We start from the raw sequence: 20,897 nt of genomic DNA, 5'->3' as shown, positions 1-20,897 counted from the left end.
CTTCGCGGCGAATGCGCGGTGGCGGGACCTCTCGGTCCAGGATCAGTCCCGCCACCGTGCACCTTTCGCCTACGAGCTCACCGTCTAGCGGAGGAGCTGAAGGACACCCTGGTTCATCTGGTTGGCCTGGGCCAGCATCGCGGTACCGGCCTGCGAGAGGATGTTCGAGCGCGTGAAGCTCGCCATTTCCTTCGCCATGTCGGTGTCGCGGATGCGGGACTCGGCCGCGGAGAGGTTCTCCTGCGAGACGTTGATGCTGTTGATCGCGGACTCGAAGCGGTTCTGCACGGCACCGAGCTCGGAACGTGAGGTGGACACGGCCTTGATCTGCGTGTCCAGCGCAGCGATCGACGTGAGCGCCTCAGCTGCAGTGCTGAACTTCAAACCCTTGACGGCGGTTGCCACAGCCTCGACGTCGGCCGTCTTCACCGTGATTTGATCGTTCGCTGCGGTCGAGCCTGCACCGACCTGGAAGGTCAGGTCAGCTGCTGCAGCAGTGAGCAGGTCGGTGCCGTTGAAGTTGGTGCTGCCGGCGATGCGCGTGAGCTCATCACCAAGGGCAGTGACCTCGGTCTGGATCGCCGTACGTGCGTCGGCGTTGTTCGAGTCGTTGCCCGACTGCACTGCCAGGTCACGGACACGCTGCAGGATGCTGTGGACCTCGGTCAGTGCACCTTCCGCGGTCTGGACAACGCTGATGCCGTCCTGGGCGTTGCGGGCTGCAACCCCGAGACCGTTGACCTGCGAGCGCAGGCCCTCGGCGATGGACAGGCCGGCGGCGTCGTCGGCTGCGCGGTTGATGCGGAGACCGCTGGACAGCTTCTCCAGCGACTTGGACATATCGCCCTGGGTACTGGAGAGGTTGCGGTATGCGGTGTTGGCCGCGGTGTTGGTGTTGATCTGGAAACCCATGATGTATTCCTCCGTGAAAGGGTTGCTATCGCCGGCCCATCCATGGGCCGGCACCAGTAGCTATCGGAGGTCCTGCAGCCGATGTTAGGACTCGGAGCAACTTTCTTTCCCGGCCTGCCCGAAACGGTGCGAACACACGCAAGGTAGCCCAAGGTTTCGTCGTGGGTTGAGGTGCAGCAGGGCGGATCGGGGATGGGGCCCGTGCAGCCGCCCTAGGCTTTTTCCCTGGTCAGGGTCCTGATCTTTCGAGGGAAGGAAGTGCAGGGTGCCTGCTGTTACCCGTAATGCCAGTGGTGATGGCTCAGCTCCCGTGCGAGCGCGGGTCGATGCCTCCCGCGTCCTCGTCGTCGGAACGGTCGTCGCCTTGCTGGCCTACCTGGTCGCCGTCCTGTTCGGCGACCTGTTCGGCGACCGGGTCCGGTCCGACCTGCTCGGCGCGTGGCTGGGCATCGTCGTGGAACTCGCTGCCGTGGCCGTGTGCGTCGGCGCGGTGTACAGGACGCGACGCCGGTGGCAGATCCTGCTCGGCACGGCGGCCGTCGTCGTCTACACCGCAGGGGATCTCGTCTACCTCGCGTCGCTGGACGGACAGCAGGCCCTCGCCGTGGTGTCGGTCGCGGATGTGGCGTATCTCGCCTTCTACCCCTTGATGCTCGGGACGCTCGCGATGACGGTGCGCAAACTGAAGGGCGTGGCCTGGCCGTTGCTGCTGGACAGCGTGGTGGGTGCATTCGCCGCCGCCGCCGTCATGGCTCTGGTCCTCGCGCCGCTCCTGCGTTCCGGGGCAGGGGGCGGCACGACGTTCGAAGTAGTCGTCGCTGTGGTCTACCCGCTCCTGGATCTCCTGCTGATCACGGCCGTCGGTGGCCTGCTGGCCTCCCGCGGGCTCGATCTCGGGCCGCGTTGGCCACTGCTGATCATCGGCCTGATCCTCTTCTCCGCCGCGGACGTCGCCTTCGCCCTGGGGATGCAGGACTACGCTGTCGGGTCGGTCGTCGACGCCGGCTGGATCATCGGGGTCGTCGGCATCGCCCTCTGGATCGACGGCGTCGCACGAGCCGGCACGGACTCCCGCCAGCGTGACCGCGGGCTGCCCACCCATACCATCCTGATGGTGTCCACCCTGTCGGCGCTCGCAGTCCTGATCATCGGGTGCCAGGTCCCCATCCCGCTCCTCGCCCAGATCCTCGCCGCTCTCACCCTGCTCCTGGCAGCGGTACCTCTCGTCTTCCGGAACCGCGTGCTGGGGATCCTCGCCACCACGGACGACCTCACAGGGCTCCCGAACCGCCGGGGGCTGGTCGCCGACCTTCCTGGACGGGTGGGCGGGGACCGCTTCGGTGCCCTGCTCTTCCTGGACCTCGACCGCTTCAAGGATGTCAACGATGCGCTGGGACACGACGTCGGGGACGCCCTCCTCGTCCTGGTCGGCGAACGCTTCGCCCGGCAGGTGCGACCCGGCGACCTCTTCGCCCGCCTGGGCGGTGACGAGTTCGCGGTGTTCCTCGACAGCGTGTCCCGGGAGGAAGCCCTCGCCGTGGCCCGCCGACTGGAAGCGGAGCTCGACCAGCCGATCCAGGTCGGCACGGCCTCGCTGAAGGTCAGCGTCAGTATCGGTATCGCGCTCACCCCGGACAACGGCACCGACATCACCCTGCTGATGCGCAAGGCGGATATCGCCATGTTCCGGGCCAAGTCGGACCGCAGCGGGCACCACCTCTACAGCTCCGTGGACGACGACGGCGGCGCGCGGAAGCTGAGGACCCTGCAGGAGCTGCGACTGGGACTCGCCGAGGGCCAGTTCGAGTTGCACTACCAGCCGAAGGTGCACCTGACGGACGGCTCCGTGACCAGCGTCGAGGCCCTGATCCGGTGGAACCATCCCCTCCTCGGGCAACTTCCGCCGACGTCGTTCCTGCCCCTCGCGGAAGAAGCGGGCCTGATGCCCGCGATCTCCGCGCTCGTGCTCGAGGAGGCGGTGGCGCAGGTGGCCCGGTGGCGTGCCGACGGGATGGCGATCAGCGTTGCCGTGAACCTGTCCGGATCCTGCATCCAGGAAGGGCTGCCCCGGCAGATCCGCATCCTCCTCGAACAGCACGGCCTCCCACCGGAGTGCCTCGTGCTGGAGATCACGGAGGACATGCTCATGCGGAACCCGACCGATGCGGCGAAGATCTTCGCGCGGCTCCGCGCGAAGGGCATCCAGATCTCGATCGACGACTTCGGCACCGGATACAGCTCCCTGGCGTACCTGCGCGAGCTCCCTGCCGACGAACTCAAACTGGACCGATCCTTCATCACCGCCATGCGCTCGGATCGTCGCGCCCATGGCCTCGTGGGCTCGATCATCGACCTGGCACACAGCCTGGACCTCCGGGTGGTCGCCGAAGGAGTGGACAACGGGGAGACTCAGGTGGAATTGCGGGCCCTGGGGTGTGATGTCGCCCAGGGCTTTCACTTCTCCAGACCACTGCCGGCGGCTGCGGTGATGCCGTGGATCATCGCTTACCCCGCGGCCACGAGCAAGGAACAGGGGCCCGCCGGCCAGGTACTGCAGCTGCCGGTCTGACCCGCACGGTCGGGTCGGCTGCTGCAGCGCCCGAATGCAAGGGCCGCCGCACCCGGGCAGATCCCGGGTCTCCCCGTCGGCGGAATGTCCCGCCGTATACTTCGACCATGCCGAATCCGCGCCCCGACCGTTGGGTCCACGCTCTGAAGTCCGCTCCCGCACAGCTCGGAGGCGAGCTGTGAGCGGCGGCCTCGTCGCCCTGCTCGACGACGTCGCAGCCATCGCCCGTATAGCTGCCGCCTCGGCGGACGACGTCGCTGCCGGGGCCGCGAGGGCGGGGGTCAAGGCTGCCGGTGTGGTGATCGACGACGCCGCCGTCACCCCGCAGTACGTCTCCGGGGCGGATCCGTCCCGCGAACTGCCGATGATCAAGCGAATCTTCTGGGGCTCGCTGCGCAACAAGCTGCTGATCATCCTGCCGGCGCTGCTGCTCATCAGCGCCTTCGTCCCGGGCATCATCCCGTTCATCCTCATGCTGGGCGGTACCTACCTGTGCTACGAGGGTGCCGAGAAGGTGTGGCACAAGCTCCGCGGCCACCACGCGGCCGAGAAGGCCCCGGCGGTCGAACGCGGACCGGAGGCCGAGGCGAAGGTCACCAAGGGTGCCATCACCACCGACTTCATCCTCTCCTGCGAGATCATGGTCATCTCGATGAACGAGGTGGCCGACGAGTCCCTGTGGGCCAAGGCCCTCATCCTGGTCGTCGTCGCACTGGCGATCACGGTGCTCGTGTACGGCGCCGTCGGACTGATCGTCAAGATGGACGACATCGGTCTGCACCTGACCACCAAGGACTCCGCCGGCGCGCAGCGCCTCGGCGGGCTGCTCGTGCGGGGAATGCCTTCCGTGCTGACCGTGATCACCGTCGTCGGCACGGTCGCCATGCTGTGGGTCGGTGGCCACATCATGCTGCAGGGCGTCTACGACCTGGGGTGGCATGCGCCGTACGACCTCGTCCATGTCCTCGAGCACCCCTTCGCCGGCGTCGCGGTGGTGGGCGGCTTCCTGGCCTGGCTCGTGAACACCCTGTGCTCCGCGATCCTCGGCTTCGCCTGGGGCTCCGTCGTCATGGCCGTGGTGCACCCGCTGCTGAAGGCGCTCCCGTTCGGGAAGAAGGGAGAGCACGAGGGAGGCGATATCCGCGCTGCGGTCGCCGGACACCGGCCGGGGAAGGACCACGCGGACCCGGCTTCCCACTGATCCGCGCGCAGGTTCTCCCGCGACGCCTCCTGGTCGACGCGCGGCCCGCATCCGGGCTGCGGTGCGAGCGATCGAGCCGACGCGCTCAGGGACATCGCTAACGCCACAGCGGCCGATGCCGATAGTTCTTCCTGTTCCACAAGTCTGTGACACCGGGAAGGAGGTGGGACGGTGAGTCCCCAGGATCTGTCCGCCCTGCTGTGGCAGGAACGTGAACTGCTCGAACTCCTCGTCTTCAAGCTCGAGGAGGAGCAGCTGCTGCTCACTTCCGGCAAGACCCGCTGGCTGCAGCACGCCACCCGCGAGGTGGAGCAGGTGCTCGAGCGCCTGCGCGACATCGGGCTGGCCCGGGCGGTGCACGCCTCCGGCGTCGCCGCCGCGTGGGGCCTCGATGACGGCGCGACACTCCGCGAACTGGCCGCGGTGGCCCCCGAGGGACCCTGGCAGGAACTGCTCTCCGCGCACCTGCAGGCCATGACCGTCCTGGTCGCCCAGATCGGCGCGCTGCGCGACACCAACCAGCAGTTCCTGAGGGCGGCCAGCCGGTCCACCCAGGAGACCCTCGCCGGGATCGGCACCGGGACGGGCACGTACGCCGCCGACGGCGCCGCCCTGCAGGGAGCCGGACAACCCACCCTCCTCGACAAGGATCTGTGACGGGACGATGAGCACATTCAGCGGACTGACCACGGCCTACTCAGGGCTCGCCGCCGCCCGCGCCGGCCTCGACGTCACCGGGCAGAACATCGCCAACGCGACCACGCAGGGGTACACGCGCCAGCGCCTCGAGACCTCCGCCGCCGCGCCGGTGCGTCCGACACTCTTCAGCACCGGCACGCGCTCGGGCGAGGGCGTGCTCGTCCAGGGCATCGCCCGCCTCGGTGATGCGCACCTCGAAGCACGTGTCCGCATCACCGCCGGGGCCGCCGGTTACACGAGCGTGCGCGCCCAGGCCTACTCCGCGCTCGAGGACGGCCTGAAGGAGCCCGGCACCACCGGTGTGTCAGACTCCCTGCAGAAGTTCTGGGCGGGCTGGCAGGGCGTCTCCAACCAGCCCGAGAAGGACGCCCCGGCGTCGGCGCTCCTCGCGGCGGCAGGGCAGCTCACCTCCCGGATCGCCGCGGGCTACCGCGAGGTCGAGCAGCAGTGGGCGACGGTCCGCTCCTCGGCGACCGGCCTCGTCGCGGAGGTCAACGACGCTGCTGCCCAGGTCGCCGACCTGAACCGGCAGATCCGCTCCAGCGTCGCCGCCGGCGCCCCGGCCAACGAGCTCGTGGACCGCCGCACCACCCTGACGGCGACGCTCGCCGGACTGACCGGGGCCACGGTCCGTGACAATCCCGACGGCACAGCCGACGTCCTGCTGGCCGGCAACCCGCTCGTCGCGGGCACCACCGCGCGCGCCCTGCAGGTCACCGGGCCCATCCAGCTCGGCGGTGCCGGCGCCGTCCAGGTGGAATGGACCCACCGGCCCGGCGCCCCGGCTGGCGTGGAGAGCGGCGAACTCGCGGCCACGCTCTCGCTCCTCGCCCCCGCCGAGGCGGGCGGCGCCCTTGCCCAGGCGGCCGACGGGTACGACGCCTTCGCGGCGACACTCGCCGACCAGGTGAACGCCCTCCACAGCGGCACGGGCAAGGGCCCGTTCTTCGCCCACCAGCCGGGCCGCCCCGCGGCCTCGCTCACCGTCCTGCCGACCCGCCGCGAGGACCTCGCCGCGGGCGCTCCCGGATCGGGCGCCCATGACGGCTCGGTGGCCGACGCGATCTCGGGGATCGGCACCGGGGCGGGATCGCCCGACGCCGTCTGGTCCGCCTTCGTCACGGGTCTCGGCGCCGCCGCGCGCGCCGAACTGCAGGGAAACGCCCTCGCCGAGGTGTCCGCGACCACCGCACTGCAGCAGCAGCTCGGCGCCACATCGGTCAGCATGGACGAGGAGCAGGTCAACCTGCTGCAGTACCAGCACGCATACCAGGGCGCAGCACGCGTGATGACGGCCGTCGACGAGATGCTCGACGTCCTCATCAACCGCATGGGAATCGTAGGACGGTAGAAGAGCCATCATGATCACACGTGTCACCAACCAGACCATGCTCCACGGGGCGCAGCGTTCCCTGCAGGCGAACCTCGCGCGTCTTGCGGACCTGCAGGAGAAGGCGTCCAGCCAGAAGGCCATCGCCCGCCCGTCGGATGATCCTGCCGCGGCCGCCGAGGCCCTGCGCGTCCGCGCCGAGATGAGCGCCACCACCCAGTACGGCCGCAACATCTCCAACGGCGAAGGCTGGCTGACCCAACTCGAGAATGCCATGACGACGTCGAAGCGGGCGCTGGACCGCGTGAACGACCTCACGCTGCAGGGCTCCAACTCCTCCCTGCCACCCGCCGCGCGCGAGGCCCTCGCCCTCGAGGTCGAGTCGCTGCGCTCCGAGCTCACCACGCAGGCCAACGCGACCTACGCGGGCCGTTTCCTCTTCGCGGGGAACGCCGACACTGCCGCCGCCCTCGCGCCGGACCTCACGTTCGCGACCGGAGGGACGGTCGGGCGCAGGGTAGGACCCCATGAGACCGTCCGCGTCGACGCGGACGGGGCGGCCGTCTTCGGCAGCGGCAGCGCCTCGGCCTTCGCCCTGCTGGACGGCATCGCCGCGGACCTGCGCGCCGGCAAGGACGTGTCGGTCCACCTCGCGCCGCTGCAGCAGCGCATCCAGGACCTCACAGCCCACCACAGCGAGATCGGCACACGGCACGCGCGCCTGCTCGAGGCGAAGGACGCCGTCGCCGACGCATCGCTGGCACTCGAAGGAGAACGCGCCGCCGTGGAAGACGTAGACCTCGCGTCCATCATCCTGGACCTCAGGCTGCAGGAGACCGCCTACCAGGGTGCGCTCGCCGTCTCGGCCCGCGTGCTGCAGCCCTCCCTCATGGACTTCCTGCGATGAGGGCCGCGTTCGTCACGCCCCCACCGGGCCTCGCACCGCTCACGGACTTCAACCTCGAGGAGGTCCCGGGCGCCCAAGGACTCTTCACCCTCACCGCCGCCGAGGAGCCTGCCGTGCGTCTGTTCCTCCTCGACGCCGCGACGTACGTGCCCCACTACAGTCCGCGCCTGTCCGAGGCTCAGCGCGAGGTCCTCGGACCCGACGTGCCCGAGGCCCATCTGTTCGTCGTCGCCAATCCCGGTCCGGGCGGCACCAGCGTGAACCTGGCTGCGCCGATCGTCGTCGACCTCGGGACGGGACGCTGCGCCCAGCTGATCCTCGAAGGGACCGACTACCCCCTCCGGGCTGCGCTGGCCCAGGCCGCCTGAGGCCCGGCACCACCACGAGAAGAGCCGCCCGGCAGTGCCGGGCGGCTCTTCTGGTCGATGACGCGTATCCACGCACCCGCCGCAAGCACCCATGGGGCGCGAGCGGGCCGGGAATGGTTAGGCGAAGTCCGACGTGGCGGGATCGGCACCGATACGGCCGGCAGCACCCTTGTCCAGGCCGTTGATCGCCTCGACGTCCTCGTCCTCGAGCTGCACGTCGAGCGATTCCCAGTTCTCGATGATGCGCGACTCCGTGACGGACTTCGGGATGACCACGTTGCCGAGCGCGAGGTGCCAGGCGAGGACCACCTGGGCGGGGGTGGCGTTGCGCTTGCCGGCGATGTCCTGCAGCACGGCGTCGTCGAGCAGTCCCTTACCGGACCCGAGGGGCGACCACGACTCGTGCAGGATGCCCTTCTCCGCCTCGAAGGCGCGCAGTTCGGCCTGGTTCAGGTAGGGGTGGGTCTCCACCTGGTTGATGACCGGAACCACGCCGGTCTCGTCGATGATCTCCTTGAGCGCTTCGGTGGTGAAGTTCGAGACGCCGATGCTCCTCACGCGCCCCTGCTTCTGCAGCTCGATGAACGCCTTCCACGTGTCCACGTACTTGCCCTGCTTGGGCTGGAGCCAGTGGATGAGGTAGAGGTCGAGCGTCTCCAGTCCGAGGCGCTCCATGGACTCGTCGAACGCCTTGAGCGTGCTCTCGTAGCCCTGGTCCGCGTTCCACAGCTTGGTGGTGATGAACATCTCGTCACGGCTCAGGCCCGACGACGCGATCGCGCGTCCCACGCCCGCTTCGTTCCCGTAGATCTTGGCGGTGTCGATGTGGCGGTAGCCGGCCTTGAAGGCCTTGCCCACGACGTCCTCGGCGACATTGTCCTCAACCTGCCACACGCCGTACCCGAGCTGGGGGATCGTGAGGCCGTCAGTGAACGTAAGGTTTGGTGATGTAGTCATATAGGCGGGAACTAACGGGGAGACCTGTTTATTTCTGTTTCCGCCGACAACTATCAGCCCGCGAGGTATTCGCTCCGGGAGCGGACCCCACGGACCAGCCTGCGATGACGGAGGTGTGGGATGGGCGCGATGGACGAACCGGTGCGGGTCGCCCTGCACGACGACGCCTACCTCTACGCCTTCCGGCGCTCGAGGTCCGCACGGCTCGCCGTGGACGTGGCGGTCGACGCGGTCGAAGCCGTCGAAGCAGTCGCCCCTCGGGCCACCCCTGCTGCCGTGCGCATCCTCCTCGTCACCGAGGCCCGGGCGTCCCTGCAACGATTCCTGCCGCCGTCGCTCCCTCCCCGCGTCGAGGGCAACAGGGACCTGCAGGCCGCCCTCGCCGCCCTCTCGCCCGGGGAGAGGGAGTTCCTCCTGCTGCGTCACTGGGACGGCCTCGACACCGAGGCCGCGGCGAGGGCGTCGGGGCAGGATCCCGGCCGCCTCACCGCGGTCGAGGCCATGTGCGGGCACCTGTCGGCAGGACCGGGACAGGCCACCCTCGCCGCCGTCCTGACCGCCGCCGATCCCGCCCGCTCCGTCACCGAGGACGACCTCGGACGCAGCCGCCGTGCACTGCGCGCCCTGCCGGATGCTCCTGCAGCATCGGGCGCCGATCCCCCGGACGGGACCTTCGATCACATCTCCGAGGGCCCGCCTCCCAACGCCCCGCCGAACGCCCGGGCACCATCCGGCGCCGAGCCGCCGGACAGCCCCTCCACTCCGGCACCCGTCCCGGCGCGGATGATCACCGGGACCCCGGCCGACGACGTCGGTGCCGCTCCGAACCGGAGGGCCCGGACGATCATCGGCTCCACCTGCCTCCTGCTGATCGCGGCGGTCGTCGCAGCCTTCCTCGCACGCCAGGCGACCGGTCCCACGAGCGGGACGGCCCACCTGTTCGAGTCGGCCGACGTCGTCGCCGTCGTGGCCGCCGCAGAGATCCGGGCATCGGTGATCGACGGCGAGGTGCGGATCCTGCGGAACGCCTCCGTGGTGCAGACGCTGAAGGGCGAATCGGCGGAGCGGGTGCTCACCGTCGATGTCACGGGCCGGAGCACCCTCGAGCGCCCGTACAGCAGGACCTTCCATCCGCCCAACCAGCTCATGTTCCTCGTTCACGGCGAGCACGGCGTCCTCACGCCGATCGAGGGCGAGGGCTCCGTGCTCACTCTCGTGAACCGGCGGGCACCGGAGGCGGCCACGCCCGCCGGCGAGCCAGTGCCCCTGCCGGAGGATCTGCGCAACACCATCCGGGCCATGCCGCCGGGTGAACTCGTGCTCGACACGAGCGGGGAACCTCCCGGGGCGCTGGACCCCGCGGTGGTCGTCGGCGTGCGCCCCGACCGGGACCGCGACGCATCGGATCAGCCGGAGAACCTCCAGGGGACGTTCCGCATGGGCGTCAAGGGCACGAGGGCCTGCGTGATGTTCACGTACGACGGCCGCCTGGTCCTCCTGCGCTGGCCGGAGGGCTTCTCCGCCTACGAACGCGAGCAGGTGGGCACCTCCACGGACGGCGATCCGCCCGTCCGTCACCGCATCCTGACCGTCCTCAACGAACGCGGCTACCCCTATGTGGACGACGACCGGTCCACGCCGTTTATCCGGGGGGTGCCGACCGGTGGACGCGGTGAGTGCGGCGGGCAGGAACTCGAGGTCTGGGACATCGCCGTGGACCCGGGGAGCACCCTGCTGTTCTACTGAGTCCGCTCCCCGGCGCCCGGCATGGACCGTTCGGCTTCCTCGATGTCCTCCGCCACCAGCTGGGCGCGGCGCCGCACGTTGTCGAGCCCGGAGGACGCGATGCCCCACCGCTCGCCGTCGAGCCGGGTCATCGCGGCCGCCTCGGCCGTCGTCGCCAGCGTGTTGCCTGCACGGGACAGCGCACGGTGCACCTGCAGGAGCGCCCCGGGGATGTCGAGGCCCGTGCTCGGTGACGAGGCCTGGGCACGGACGCAGATCGCGCGGACCCGCGGGAGCATGGCGCCCAGGTCGTCGGCGACCTGCACGAGTTCGTTGTAGACGTCGTCGTCCTCGATGCCTTCGAGGATCTGGTGATAGCGGTCGAGTCCGCGGCGGAAGCGGTCGTGCGCACGCCGCCACACCCCGGTGCCCAGCTCGGCGTCGTCCTTCCGCCCCTGCCGCGCCGCAGCGAAGAATGCCACCTACGCTCTCAGAGGTACTGGCCGGGTCCGTGGCTGTCCGCGGGGGACGCCTGGGCCTGCCGCACGGGCGGGGTGCGCCGGGGTTCGCCGTCCTCGCCGATGACGACGCCGGGCGCGATCACCGTGCCGGGCGGCAGCTCACGGAGTTGAAGCCGGGCCGCGAGCTGCTGGTTGGCCATCTGCTGCGCGGCGAGCGCGGCCTGGATGCCGTGGAAGAGGCCCTCGAGCCAGCCCACGAGCTGGGCCTGGGCCACACGCAGCTCCGCGTCGGTGGGCACCGTGTCGTCGTCGAAGGGCAGGTTGATGCGGTGCAGTTCCTCGACGAGCTCGGGGGCGAGGCCGTCCTCGAGCTCCTGGACGGAGCGCTCGTGGATGGAGGCGAGGCGCGTGCGGCCGGCGTCGTCGAGCGGCGCGGACCGGACCTCCTCCAGCAGTTGCTTGAGCATGGTCCCGATCCGCATGACCTTCGCGGGCTCGTCCACGAGCTCGGCGAGCGTCGCGGGACGGTTGTCCGCCTGCCCGGGGACGGCGGGTGCGCCGCCCTGCGGGGTCTCGGGGGTGCCGGGAGCGGGGACCACGGGACCGGCAGGCTGCTGTTCAGTCATGACGCAATGCTCCCACACCCCCTGAGGGCCGGGCACGTCAGATCCAGCCTTGTTCCCACGCCCTCGCGGCGGCGTCGTGGCGTGACGGTGCGCCGAGCTTCGCCATCGCCGAGGACACGTAGTTCCGGACCGTCCCCGGCGCCAGGTGCAGTTCACGGGCGATCGCCTGGACGCTGGCGCCCTGCCGGCCATGGCGCAGGACATCCAGTTCCCGGGCCGTCAGGGGGCAGGACTCGCCGGTCAGCGCGCTCGCGGCGATGTCCGGGTCCACGTACCGGCGCCCGGCGGCGACGTCCCGGATGACGTTCGCGAGCTGGTCGGCGGGGGTCGACTTGGGCACGAATCCGGCGACCCTGCTTGCCAGCGCGCGGCGGAGCACGCCCGGCCGGGCGTGCCGCGTGACGATCACCACGCGCGTCGCGACGCTCCGGAGGATCTCCTCCGCGGCATAGATGCCGTCCGTGGGGGGCATCTCGAGATCCAGGACGCAGACATCCGGTACGTGCTCCTTCGCGAGGCGCACGGCGTCCGTCCCGTTGTCGGTGCTGGCCACGATCTCGAGGTCGGGTTCGAGCCCCAGCAGGGCTTCGAGGGCTCCTCGGATCAGGTGTTCGTCGTCGGCGAGGACCAGGCGGATCATGACCGTCCTCCCCGCGGGTGCGCCGCATCCACCCGCGAGCGGCCAGCGGTGGCAGGAGGAGATCCCGGGGCCGCCCGCCCATGGTCGATGCCCGTCGAAGGATCAGGGGTCCCGGGGGCGGAGGCCGTGAGGACGAACCGGCCGTCGGCGATGCCCGCCCCGACAGCTCCGCCGACGGCCTCGAACCTCTGGCGCAGGCCGTCGATGCCCGATCCGCCGCTTTCCGGCGCGGTGCCGCCGACGCCGTCGTTCGAGACCGCCAGGATCCATCCCGGGCCGGAGCGTGCCAGCTGGAAGGTCACGGTGGTGGCGTCGCTGTGGCGGAGGATGTTGGTGGTGGCCTCCCGGATGACGAGACCGAACAAAGTCCTCTCCTCCGGTGGCAGCCCCTCCGCTTCCATCTCCACGGAGGTACCGATACCGGCGGCCCGCAGGACCTCGGCCGCATTGGCGGCCTCGGCGGTGAGGGAGACCGTGCGGTAGCCGTGCACCAGGGCTCGTGTCTCCTCCAGCGCCGTGCGCGCCAGTTGCTGGGCCTCGCCGATCTGGATCCGTGCGGCTTCCGGATCGGCGTCGAGCAGGCGCCCCGCGAGTTCGGTCTTGAGTGCGATGACCTGCAGGTGGTGGCCCTGGATGTCGTGGAGGTCCGCGGCGAAGCGCAGCCGCTCCTGCGCCACGGCGAGTTCGCCGGAGGTGCGGCGGCTGTCGTCGAGGCGCACCACGATCTCCCACCACCAGATACTGGCCACGAAGAGCAGGGGCGTCATAACCGCCCACAGGCCCATGGCGAAGAAACTCCCGTCGTCCGCGAAGCCGCCCACGCCGGTGCCGAGCAGGGCCCCGAGCAGCCCGTGCAGGACGAGGGCGGCGAGCGCTGCGGCCAGGACGTACCAGCGGGCGCGGCGGCCCACGACGACGGCGAGGGCGTTCGCCGCGAACCACAGCGGCATGCCGGCGACCCAGAGGGTGTGGGGCTGGGCGAGTCCCAGGAACCAGAGCCCGGCCGGTGGAAGCAGGAGCCACAGCGTGTATTTCCGCTCCGGCAGGCCGCCGCCGAGTCCGCCGCGGAAGAACCAGCAGTACCGGGTCAGGGCGGCGACCGAGGCGACGGCGAGCGCGATGATGACGATGTCCAGGGCCTGCAGGCCGTAGTCGCCCCCGCCGAGCATGAAGAGCGTGCCCATGATGCTGATGAAGATGCTGTAGAAGACGATCGACCCGACGGTGTACCGCCAGGTCGCGCGGACGCCGCGGCCGGTCTCGGCACCCGGTGCCGCGTCGGCCGCCGTCGCCGCCCTCTCCCGGGACAGGGCAGGAGCCTTGAAGAACGCCATGGCTCCCATCGTAGGACCATGACATATGTCATGGTCCCGGCGTGGGAACGGACACGGGAAGAGGTGACGCCCCGCCACTGATGCGCCCCGGTGATCCTCGGGAGGATGGACCCATGACCAGCTCACCCAGCACCCCGACCACCCTGCACCCCGCCGGCCGCTCCGACGAGCCCGCGGACACCATCGCCGTCGCCGCACGGGACCTGCGGTGCTCGTACGGCTCCTACGAGGCCGTGCGCGGCATCGACCTGACCATCCGCAACGGAGAGTTCTTCGCCCTGCTCGGCACCAACGGGGCAGGCAAGACCACCACGATGGAGACCCTCGAGGGTCACCGGGCAGCGACGTCGGGCACGGTGTCCGTGCTCGGCGGCAACCCCTACCGGGACAAGTCCTCGATCCGCCCCCGCCTCGGCATCATGCTGCAGGAGGCCGGGTTCGCCGACGACCTCACGGTCGCGGAGACCTGCCGTCTCTGGCTCCGGCTCTCCTCACCGGACCCGCGGTCCAGGTCCCGCGAGGACGTCATCGGGACGGGGCTGGAGACGCTGGACCTCGCAGGGAAGGCATCGACCCGCGTCAAGATGCTCTCCGGCGGGCAGCGCCGCCGCCTCGATCTCCTCCTCGCCACCGCCAACGAACCGGACCTCCTCTTCCTCGACGAACCGACCACGGGCCTCGACCCCGAATCGCGCGAGCGCACCTGGGACCTGGTGCGTGGACTGAACGACGCCGGCACCACGGTGGTCCTCACCACCCACTACCTCGAGGAGGCGGAGGCCTACGCGGACCGGCTCGCGATCATGCACGACGGCGTCATCGCCGTCGAAGGCACCCTCCCGGACGTCCTGGGGCGTGAACCGTCGGCCATCTCCTTCGAGGTGGACGCCGCCGTCGACGTCCTGCAGCTCACGCGCCTCGGCCTCTCCCCGGACTTCACTCCGACGCCGGCCAGCACGCGGGTGGCCGTGCCGTCCCTGGACCTGCAGCAGGACCTGTGGAAGGTGCTGTCCTGGGCCGACGAGCACCGGATCCGACTCGACCGGCTGTCCGCGTCCGAGGCCTCCCTCGCCGCCGTGTTCCGCCGGGTCAGCCTCGCCGCCTAGTCCCCGACCTTGCACCCCTGAACCGGAGAGAACCATGACAACCCTGACCAAGACCCCCTCGGACGCCCTGCACGGCCCCTCGTCCGCGAGCCGCATCCTCGCCATCGCGCTCATGGAACTGCGGATCATCTTCCGCAACAAGACGGTGCTCACCGGCGCCGTGCTCATGCCCGTCGCCATGGCCGTCTACATGTACTACGTCGGCGCGGACCAGATGACCGGCCCCTCCGGCGTCGCCGTCCTGGTGGGCCTGACCCTCATGGTGGTGGCCCTGCTCGGCGTCTACCTTACCGCCACGACCACCCTCGCGACACGGCGGCAGGAGCTGTTCCTCAAGCGGCTCCGCAGCGGGGAGTCATCGGACACCGTGATCTGGCTCGGGATGCTCACACCCATCGTGGCGCTCGTCGCCGCGCAGCTGGCCCTCGTGGGCGTCGGCTTCGCGGTCGCGGGTGTGGAGGCCCCCACCCGGCCGCTGGTGGTGCTCGGCGCGGTCTTCGGCTTCCTCGCCCTGTGCGCGACCGCCGGCATGCTGACCAGTGTCTTCACCCCCTCAGCCGCTGCGGCCCAGATCACCACGCTCCCGTTCTTCTTCGTGGTCATCGGCACCTTCTTCTGGACCGCGTTCGACGACGGCTTCGAGATGCTCTCCCGCCTGACCCCGGGCGGGGCACTGCAGAACCTCCTCATGGCGGGCTGGGGCGCCGGGACCCTCGACGCCTCCGTGGCCGGGGCCGCCGTCGTGATCCTGGCCTGGATCGTGCTGCCCTACCTGGTCGCCGCCAGGCGCTTCCGGTGGGAGAAGCGCTGACGGTACGGAACGGATCCGCCCGAGCGGGCGCAGCTCGAACACGAGGAAGCCGGGCACTCCGTACGGAGTGCCCGGCTTCCTCGCTGGGAGCCCGCTAGCAGCAGCGGCCCTCGGGGTTCGCGTCCTGGCGGTCGGTTTTGTCCCGCCAGAACTCGCGTTCCGTCATCGGGAGCTCGCCCGCGTGGGTGCGCTCGTGGTGGTCCAGGTACGCCTGGTACGCGTTCTCCCCCATGACCCCCTTGAAGAGCCACGCGAGTTCACGCGCGGTGTCGCGTGCGCGGGAGAGGACCTGCGGCACGGTCATCAGTGCCCCGTCCTCGCGGGCCGCCTGCCCGGCTCCAGAGCCGCCCACTGCGTCTCCAGTTCCTTCTCGGCCGGTGACGCGATGAGGCCGGCTGGTGCGAAGATGCGTGAGGCCACCGGGGCGTCCTCGGTCTCCTCGCCGCCGCCGTGCCGGTAGGCCCGGATGGTGGCGAGGATCGCCGTCAGGATGACGATGATGGAGAGCACCACGAAGATGATCGACAGCGTGCCCTGGATGAAGGTGTTACGCACCACCGCCTCCATGGCGGCGACCGTCTTGGCCGTGCCGAAGCTCTCCTCACCGGCGGCCAGGGCGTTCCTGAACGCCGTGTGCTGCGCCCAGTAACCGATGGCCGGGACGGGCGAGAAGATCTTCAGGAACGACGCCGTGATGGTCACCACCGCGGCGAAGGCGAGCGGCAGGGCCGGGATCCACAGGAAGCGGAACAGGCCCCGCTTGGCGCAGATCGCCATGCACACCGCGAGCGCGATGGCCGCCAGCAGCTGATTGGCGATACCGAACAGCGGGAACAGCGTGTTGATACCGCCGAGGGGGTCGGTGACGCCCATGATGAGGATCGCTCCCCAGCCGGCCACCATGATCGCGGTGCAGATCCACGCCCCGGCACGCCAGGAGGTGTCGCGGAAGCGGGGCACGAAGTTGCCGATGCTGTCCTGCAGCATGAACCGGGCAACCCGGGTTCCGGCGTCGACCGCGGTGAGTATGAACAGCGCCTCGAACATGATGGCGAAGTGGTACCAGAAAGCCATCATGCCCGCGCCGCCGAACACACCCTGCATGATCTGCGCGATACCGACGGCAAGGGTAGGAGCGCCACCCGTACGGGAGACGATCGATTCCTCGCCCACGTTCGAGGCCATCGTGCTCAGGGCCTCCTGGGTGAGGTTCACACCGGTGAGGCCGAGGCCGTTGACGAAGGTCACCGCGCCCTCGATGGTGCCGCCGGTCGCCGCCGCGGAGGAGTTCATCGCGAAGTAGATCCCGCGGTCGATCGAGAGGGCTGCAACGAGCGCCATGATGGCCACGAAGGACTCCATGAGCATCCCGCCGTAGCCGATGAAGCGGGTCTGGCGTTCCTTCTCGATCATCTTCGGCGTGGTGCCCGAGGAGATCAGGGCGTGGAACCCGGAGAGCGCACCGCAGGCGATGGTCACGAAGAGGAACGGGAACAGTGTGCCTGCGACGACGGGGCCGGTCCCGGAGGTCGCGAAGGGCGTGATGGCGGGGACGCTGATCTCCGGGCGCGTGATGACGATCGCGACCGCGAGCATGATGATCGTGCCGATCTTCATGAACGTGGACAGGTAGTCGCGGGGTGCCAGCAGGAGCCAGACGGGCAGCACGGCGGCGATGAAACCGTAGATGATGATGCCCCAGGCGATCGTGATGCGGTCGAGGGTGAAGATCTCGACGCCCCAGGCCGTCTCGGAGATCCAGCCGCCACCGACGATGGCGAGCAGCAGCAGCGCGAAGCCGATGAGGGACACCTCGGTGACCTTGCCGGGTCGGAGGTAGCGCAGGTAGACGCCCATGAAGAGTGCGATCGGGATGGTCATGGAGACGGAGAAGACGCCCCAGGGGCTCTCTCCGAGCGCGTTCACGACCACGAGCGCGAGGATGGCCACGATGATGATCATGATGGTCAGGGTGGCGATGAGGGCCGCGGTCCCGCCGATGACCCCGAGCTCCTCGCGCGCCATCTGGCCGAGGGAACGGCCGCCGCGGCGCATCGAGAAGAACATGACGAGGTAGTCCTGGACAGCACCCGCGAAGATGACGCCGATGATGATCCAGAGCGTGCCGGGAAGGTAGCCCATCTGTGCTGCGAGGACCGGACCCACCAGCGGGCCGGCTCCGGCGATGGCGGCGAAGTGGTGGCCGTAGAGGACCCTGCGGTCGGTGGCGGCGTAGTCCTTGCCGTCCGCCTTGTACTCCGCGGGGGTGGCGCGCCGGTCGTCGGGCTTGAGCAGGTTGCGCTCGATGAACTTCGAGTAGAACCGGTAGGCGATGAGGTAGGTGCAGACGGCCGCGAAGACGAACCAGATGGCATTGACGGTCTCACCGCGGACGATGGCGAGCATCGTCCACGCGATACCGCCGAGGAGTGCGATGCCCACCCAGAGGGCGATCTTCGCCGGCGTCCACCGGCGGTCTTCTGCTTCGGCCTGCTGCGGGTCGACGGCGACCGGCGGCAGGTCCGGATCCGTCACCAGCACGTCGGCGTGCCGGTGGGATCCGTTCTGCTTCTTACTCATGATGCTCCTCGAGTGCGAGAGTGTGGTGCACACGAAGGTAGCAACCTAGTGAGGTCTGCGTCACAGGACAAGCAGGGCAACCTGCGCATTGCGCCGAACACACCTCCCGGTGCGGCGAGCGACCGCCTTCCTGCCGGCGGCGTTACGCCCGCGCCGGCATCCCTGTCCCCGCGGACCGTGCCCGGCCGGCGGTGTCGGGACGAGCTCGGCGCGAGCGGCGTCAGGAGGAGCCGCGTGGGGCCCGTCAGGACGAGCCGCGCGAGCCCCCGTCGGGTCCGTCATCGAGCACGGCGGGCGGCTCGTCGTCGTCGTTCGCGTTCATGCCCTCGCTGATGCTCGAGTGCGTCCTGGTGCGGTCGTCCGCGGCGCCGTCCGCGCGATCCTCCGGTCCGTTGTCCGCGCCATCGGGTACCTGGTCACCGAGGTTCTCGGCGAAGCTGTCGGCTGCCTGCGAGAGGCCGCCCTCGTCGTCGTGATGCGTGCTGCCCACGGTGGTGCTCCTTCCGGTTGCTGTCCTGCCAGCCTCGCACAGCCTCCGGACATCCGAAAGCATGCTGACGGTCCCGGAACGGCGGTGCGCGGCACGGTGACGGGAGTAGTGTTGATCGGTGGCATTCCGCCACTCGATGCCAGCGGCGCCGTCGATCCCTCCGACCGGAAGCCAGCAGTCCGTGCCCCTCCTCCGTGACCTCGTACACATGGCACCGCCCTCCTCCGACCACCATCCCGCCCTCCGGTGCGCCATCGGTGTGGGCGTCCCCCTGTTCGCGCTCCTGCTGCTCGGCCGGCTCGATCTGGCCGTGTTCGCGACCTTCGGGGCCTTCGCGGGTATCTACGGCCGCAACGAACCCCACCGTCCGCGCCTCGCCACCCAGCTGCGAGGCGGCGGTCTCATGCTCGCGGTGATCCTCGCGGCGGCGCTGACCGCACGCGCCGACGTCGGCGCGTGGGGCCTGATCCTGCTCACCAGTGCGGTCGCCGGGCTCGGGACCTTCTGCGCGGGCCTGTTCCGACTCCGTCCGGGGGGATCGCTGTTCCACATCTTCGCGTTCGCGGCCATCGCGTCCGTGCCGGCACAGCCGCCGCTGGAGCAGGGGCTCGCCACGGCTGCGGCCACCGTCGCCTTCGCCGTACTCCTGGGGCTGGCGGGCACCCTCTGGCCCAGCCACCGCACGCCCTGGCGCCGGGCACCGGCGGACCGGCCGACGGCGCGCCATCTGGCGGGCCTCGCGCGGGAGTCGGTCCTGTACGTGGTGGCGGCGCTGCTGGCGGGCGGCGCGGCGACGCTGCTCGGGATCGGCCACACCTACTGGGCCATGGTCGCGGCGACCGTCCCGCTGGTCGGTCAGACCGCTCGGGCCCGCGTGACCCGTGGCCTCCAGCGAGTCCTCGGCACGGTCGCCGGGCTCGCCCTGACCGCGCTCATCCTGCTGCCGGGGCTGCCGGCGTGGCAGCTCGTCCTCGTGATCGCCGTCGCCCAGTTCGCCGCGGAGATGTTCATCCTGCGCCAGTACGCCCTCGCGCAGGCCTTCGTCACGCCCCTCGCCCTGGTCTCGACCCAACTGGCACACCCCGCCGACCCGTCGGGGCTGCTCGTGGACCGGGCCGTCGAGACGGCGATCGGGGCGTTCGTCGGGATCGCCCTGGTGCTGGCGCTGCACCTGCGCCGGTGCATGCGAACTCCTGCCCGGACGGCCTAGTCCATGACCAGCAGGATCTTGCCGGTGTGCTCCCCGGCGTCGAAGTAGGTGTGGGCCTCGGCCACCTGTGCGAGCGGGTAGGTCCGGCCGACGAACGGCTTCACGGCCCCCGAGGCGACGAGCGGCCAGACGTGGTCGCGGACCGCCGCCATGATGGCCGTCTTCTCCCCGACGGGCCTGGCCCGCAGCGTGGTCCCGGCGACGCTCGCCCGCTTGCCCATGAGCATCCCGAGGTCGAGTTCCGCCGTCGCACCACCCTGCAGGCCGATGACCACGAGCCGTCCGCCGGGAGCGAGGGATTCGACGTTCCGCGCGAGGTACTTCGCGCCGACGACGTCGAGGATGACGTCCATGCCCCGGCCACCCGTGGCAGACCTGAGTTCCTCGACGAAGTCCTGCTCGCGATAGTTGATGAGGGTCCGCACCCCGAGGGACCGGGCAATCCCCAACTTCGCCGTCGATCCCGCGGTCACGTGGGGTACCGCGCCGAGGGCGAGGCTCACCTGCACGGCCATCACGCCGATGCCGCCGGACGCCCCGTGGATCAGGACGTCCTCGCCCGTGGCCAGACCGGCCTGCAGCACGAGGTTCGACCACACGGTCGCCGCCGTCTCGGGAAGACCCGCGGCCTCCACGAGATCCACGCCGTCGGGCGCACGGACCACCTGCCCGGCCGGCACGGCGACCTTCTCGGCGTACCCGCCGCCGGCCAGGAGGGCGACGACGGCGTCTCCCACCGCGAACGCGGAGTCGCCGGCGTCCGCGATCCGGCCGGACACCTCCAGGCCCGGCAGGGACGACGCACCCTCGGGCGGCGGGTAGAGACCGCGACGCTGCTGCACGTCGGCCCGGTTCAGCCCGGCGGCGACCACGTCGATGAGCACCTCGCCCGGTCGCACCACGGGTTCGGGGACGTCCCGCACCGCGAGGACGTCCGGCCCGCCGGCACCCTCGATCACCACTGCACGCAT

Annotated in this window: 20 protein-coding genes; 10 read left to right on the top strand and 10 right to left on the bottom strand. The window is 70.2% G+C overall.

Features of this window, described 5'->3' with window-relative positions:
- Positions 1-84: 84 nt before the first annotated feature.
- Positions 85-912 (bottom strand): flagellin N-terminal helical domain-containing protein, encoded by an 828-nt coding sequence (locus CI785_RS13575; RefSeq protein ID WP_105032590.1) that lies wholly within the window; start codon positions 910-912, stop codon positions 85-87.
- Between the two features lie 265 nt (positions 913-1,177).
- Here CI785_RS13575 and CI785_RS13570 point away from each other — a divergent pair, with 265 nt between their 5' ends.
- The 6 genes from CI785_RS13570 (at position 1,178) to CI785_RS13545 (ending at position 7,986) form a co-directional block, all read left to right on the top strand.
- Positions 1,178-3,481 (top strand): putative bifunctional diguanylate cyclase/phosphodiesterase, encoded by a 2,304-nt coding sequence (locus CI785_RS13570; RefSeq protein ID WP_170068238.1) that lies wholly within the window; start codon positions 1,178-1,180, stop codon positions 3,479-3,481.
- Positions 3,482-3,659: 178 nt separating this feature from the next.
- Entirely contained in the window at positions 3,660-4,682 is a 1,023-nt protein-coding gene (locus CI785_RS13565) for a DUF808 domain-containing protein (RefSeq protein WP_105032588.1), read from the top strand.
- Positions 4,683-4,853: 171 nt separating this feature from the next.
- The gene (locus tag CI785_RS13560) at positions 4,854-5,339 is read left to right on the top strand and encodes a flagellar protein FlgN (RefSeq protein ID WP_105032587.1); all 486 of its coding nucleotides are present in this window, start codon (positions 4,854-4,856) and stop codon (positions 5,337-5,339) included.
- A gap of 7 nt (positions 5,340-5,346) precedes the next feature.
- Positions 5,347-6,732 carry a flagellar hook-associated protein FlgK gene (flgK, locus tag CI785_RS13555; RefSeq protein ID WP_105032586.1) on the top strand — a complete coding sequence of 462 codons (1,386 nt, stop codon included), beginning with the start codon at positions 5,347-5,349 and terminating at the stop codon, positions 6,730-6,732.
- Between the two features lie 10 nt (positions 6,733-6,742).
- Entirely contained in the window at positions 6,743-7,618 is an 876-nt protein-coding gene (flgL, locus tag CI785_RS13550; protein ID WP_105032585.1) for a flagellar hook-associated protein FlgL, read from the top strand.
- Positions 7,615-7,986 (top strand): flagellar assembly protein FliW, encoded by a 372-nt coding sequence (locus CI785_RS13545; protein ID WP_105032584.1) that lies wholly within the window; start codon positions 7,615-7,617, stop codon positions 7,984-7,986. The genes flgL and CI785_RS13545 overlap by 4 nt, the downstream gene beginning before the upstream one ends.
- A gap of 117 nt (positions 7,987-8,103) precedes the next feature.
- Here the strand turns inward: CI785_RS13545 and CI785_RS13540 are convergent, their stop codons facing one another.
- On the bottom strand, positions 8,104-8,943 hold the full coding sequence (locus CI785_RS13540) for an aldo/keto reductase (protein ID WP_105032583.1): 840 nt from the start codon (positions 8,941-8,943) through the stop codon (positions 8,104-8,106).
- A gap of 120 nt (positions 8,944-9,063) precedes the next feature.
- On the opposite strand from CI785_RS13540, the gene CI785_RS13535 reads away from it, so the two are divergent.
- Positions 9,064-10,689, top strand: a complete 1,626-nt coding sequence (locus CI785_RS13535; RefSeq protein WP_105032582.1) for a hypothetical protein — start codon at positions 9,064-9,066, stop codon at positions 10,687-10,689.
- Here CI785_RS13535 and CI785_RS13530 read toward each other — a convergent pair.
- From CI785_RS13530 to CI785_RS13515, 4 genes are read right to left on the bottom strand one after another with little or no spacing between them, the layout of a single operon-like run.
- Positions 10,683-11,150: a hypothetical protein gene (locus tag CI785_RS13530; protein ID WP_105032581.1), complete on the bottom strand. Its 468-nt coding sequence runs from the start codon at positions 11,148-11,150 to the stop codon at positions 10,683-10,685. The genes CI785_RS13535 and CI785_RS13530 overlap by 7 nt on opposite strands.
- 8 nt (positions 11,151-11,158) lie before the next feature.
- A complete protein-coding gene (locus CI785_RS13525; RefSeq protein ID WP_105032580.1) occupies positions 11,159-11,755 on the bottom strand; it encodes a bacterial proteasome activator family protein in 597 nt (198 codons plus the stop codon).
- Positions 11,756-11,792: 37 nt separating this feature from the next.
- The gene (locus CI785_RS13520) at positions 11,793-12,395 is read right to left on the bottom strand and encodes a response regulator transcription factor (protein ID WP_105032579.1); all 603 of its coding nucleotides are present in this window, start codon (positions 12,393-12,395) and stop codon (positions 11,793-11,795) included.
- Positions 12,392-13,729: a sensor histidine kinase gene (locus tag CI785_RS13515; RefSeq protein ID WP_157940274.1), complete on the bottom strand. Its 1,338-nt coding sequence runs from the start codon at positions 13,727-13,729 to the stop codon at positions 12,392-12,394. The genes CI785_RS13520 and CI785_RS13515 overlap by 4 nt, the downstream gene beginning before the upstream one ends.
- Before the next feature lie 113 nt (positions 13,730-13,842).
- Here CI785_RS13515 and CI785_RS13510 point away from each other — a divergent pair, with 113 nt between their 5' ends.
- Together CI785_RS13510 and CI785_RS13505 are read left to right on the top strand one after the other, a co-directional pair.
- A complete protein-coding gene (locus CI785_RS13510; protein WP_105032577.1) occupies positions 13,843-14,835 on the top strand; it encodes an ABC transporter ATP-binding protein in 993 nt (330 codons plus the stop codon).
- A 34-nt stretch (positions 14,836-14,869) separates the two neighbouring features.
- A complete protein-coding gene (locus CI785_RS13505) occupies positions 14,870-15,646 on the top strand; it encodes a hypothetical protein (RefSeq protein ID WP_105032576.1) in 777 nt (258 codons plus the stop codon).
- A 94-nt stretch (positions 15,647-15,740) separates the two neighbouring features.
- Here CI785_RS13505 and CI785_RS13500 read toward each other — a convergent pair whose 3' ends face one another.
- The 3 genes from CI785_RS13500 to CI785_RS13490 form a co-directional block, all read right to left on the bottom strand.
- Positions 15,741-15,950 carry a YbdD/YjiX family protein gene (locus tag CI785_RS13500; protein WP_105032701.1) on the bottom strand — a complete coding sequence of 70 codons (210 nt, stop codon included), beginning with the start codon at positions 15,948-15,950 and terminating at the stop codon, positions 15,741-15,743.
- Positions 15,950-18,226, bottom strand: coding sequence for a carbon starvation CstA family protein (locus CI785_RS13495; RefSeq protein ID WP_105032575.1), 2,277 nt, complete (start codon positions 18,224-18,226; stop codon positions 15,950-15,952). The genes CI785_RS13500 and CI785_RS13495 overlap by 1 nt, the downstream gene beginning before the upstream one ends.
- Positions 18,227-18,470: 244 nt before the next feature.
- On the bottom strand, positions 18,471-18,716 hold the full coding sequence (locus CI785_RS13490; protein ID WP_105032574.1) for a hypothetical protein: 246 nt from the start codon (positions 18,714-18,716) through the stop codon (positions 18,471-18,473).
- A 118-nt stretch (positions 18,717-18,834) separates the two neighbouring features.
- Between CI785_RS13490 and CI785_RS13485 the strand changes: the two genes are divergently transcribed.
- On the top strand, positions 18,835-19,926 hold the full coding sequence (locus CI785_RS13485) for an FUSC family protein (RefSeq protein WP_338064914.1): 1,092 nt from the start codon (positions 18,835-18,837) through the stop codon (positions 19,924-19,926).
- Here the strand turns inward: CI785_RS13485 and CI785_RS13480 are convergent.
- Positions 19,923-20,897, bottom strand: a complete 975-nt coding sequence (locus CI785_RS13480) for an NAD(P)H-quinone oxidoreductase (RefSeq protein WP_105032572.1) — start codon at positions 20,895-20,897, stop codon at positions 19,923-19,925. The genes CI785_RS13485 and CI785_RS13480 overlap by 4 nt on opposite strands.

Source organism: Arthrobacter ruber (assembly GCF_002954225.1).
Lineage (GTDB): Bacteria > Actinomycetota > Actinomycetes > Actinomycetales > Micrococcaceae > Arthrobacter_D > Arthrobacter_D ruber.
Note: the sequence above shows the minus strand (reverse complement) of the source record. Positions and strands in the feature narration are given on the sequence as shown.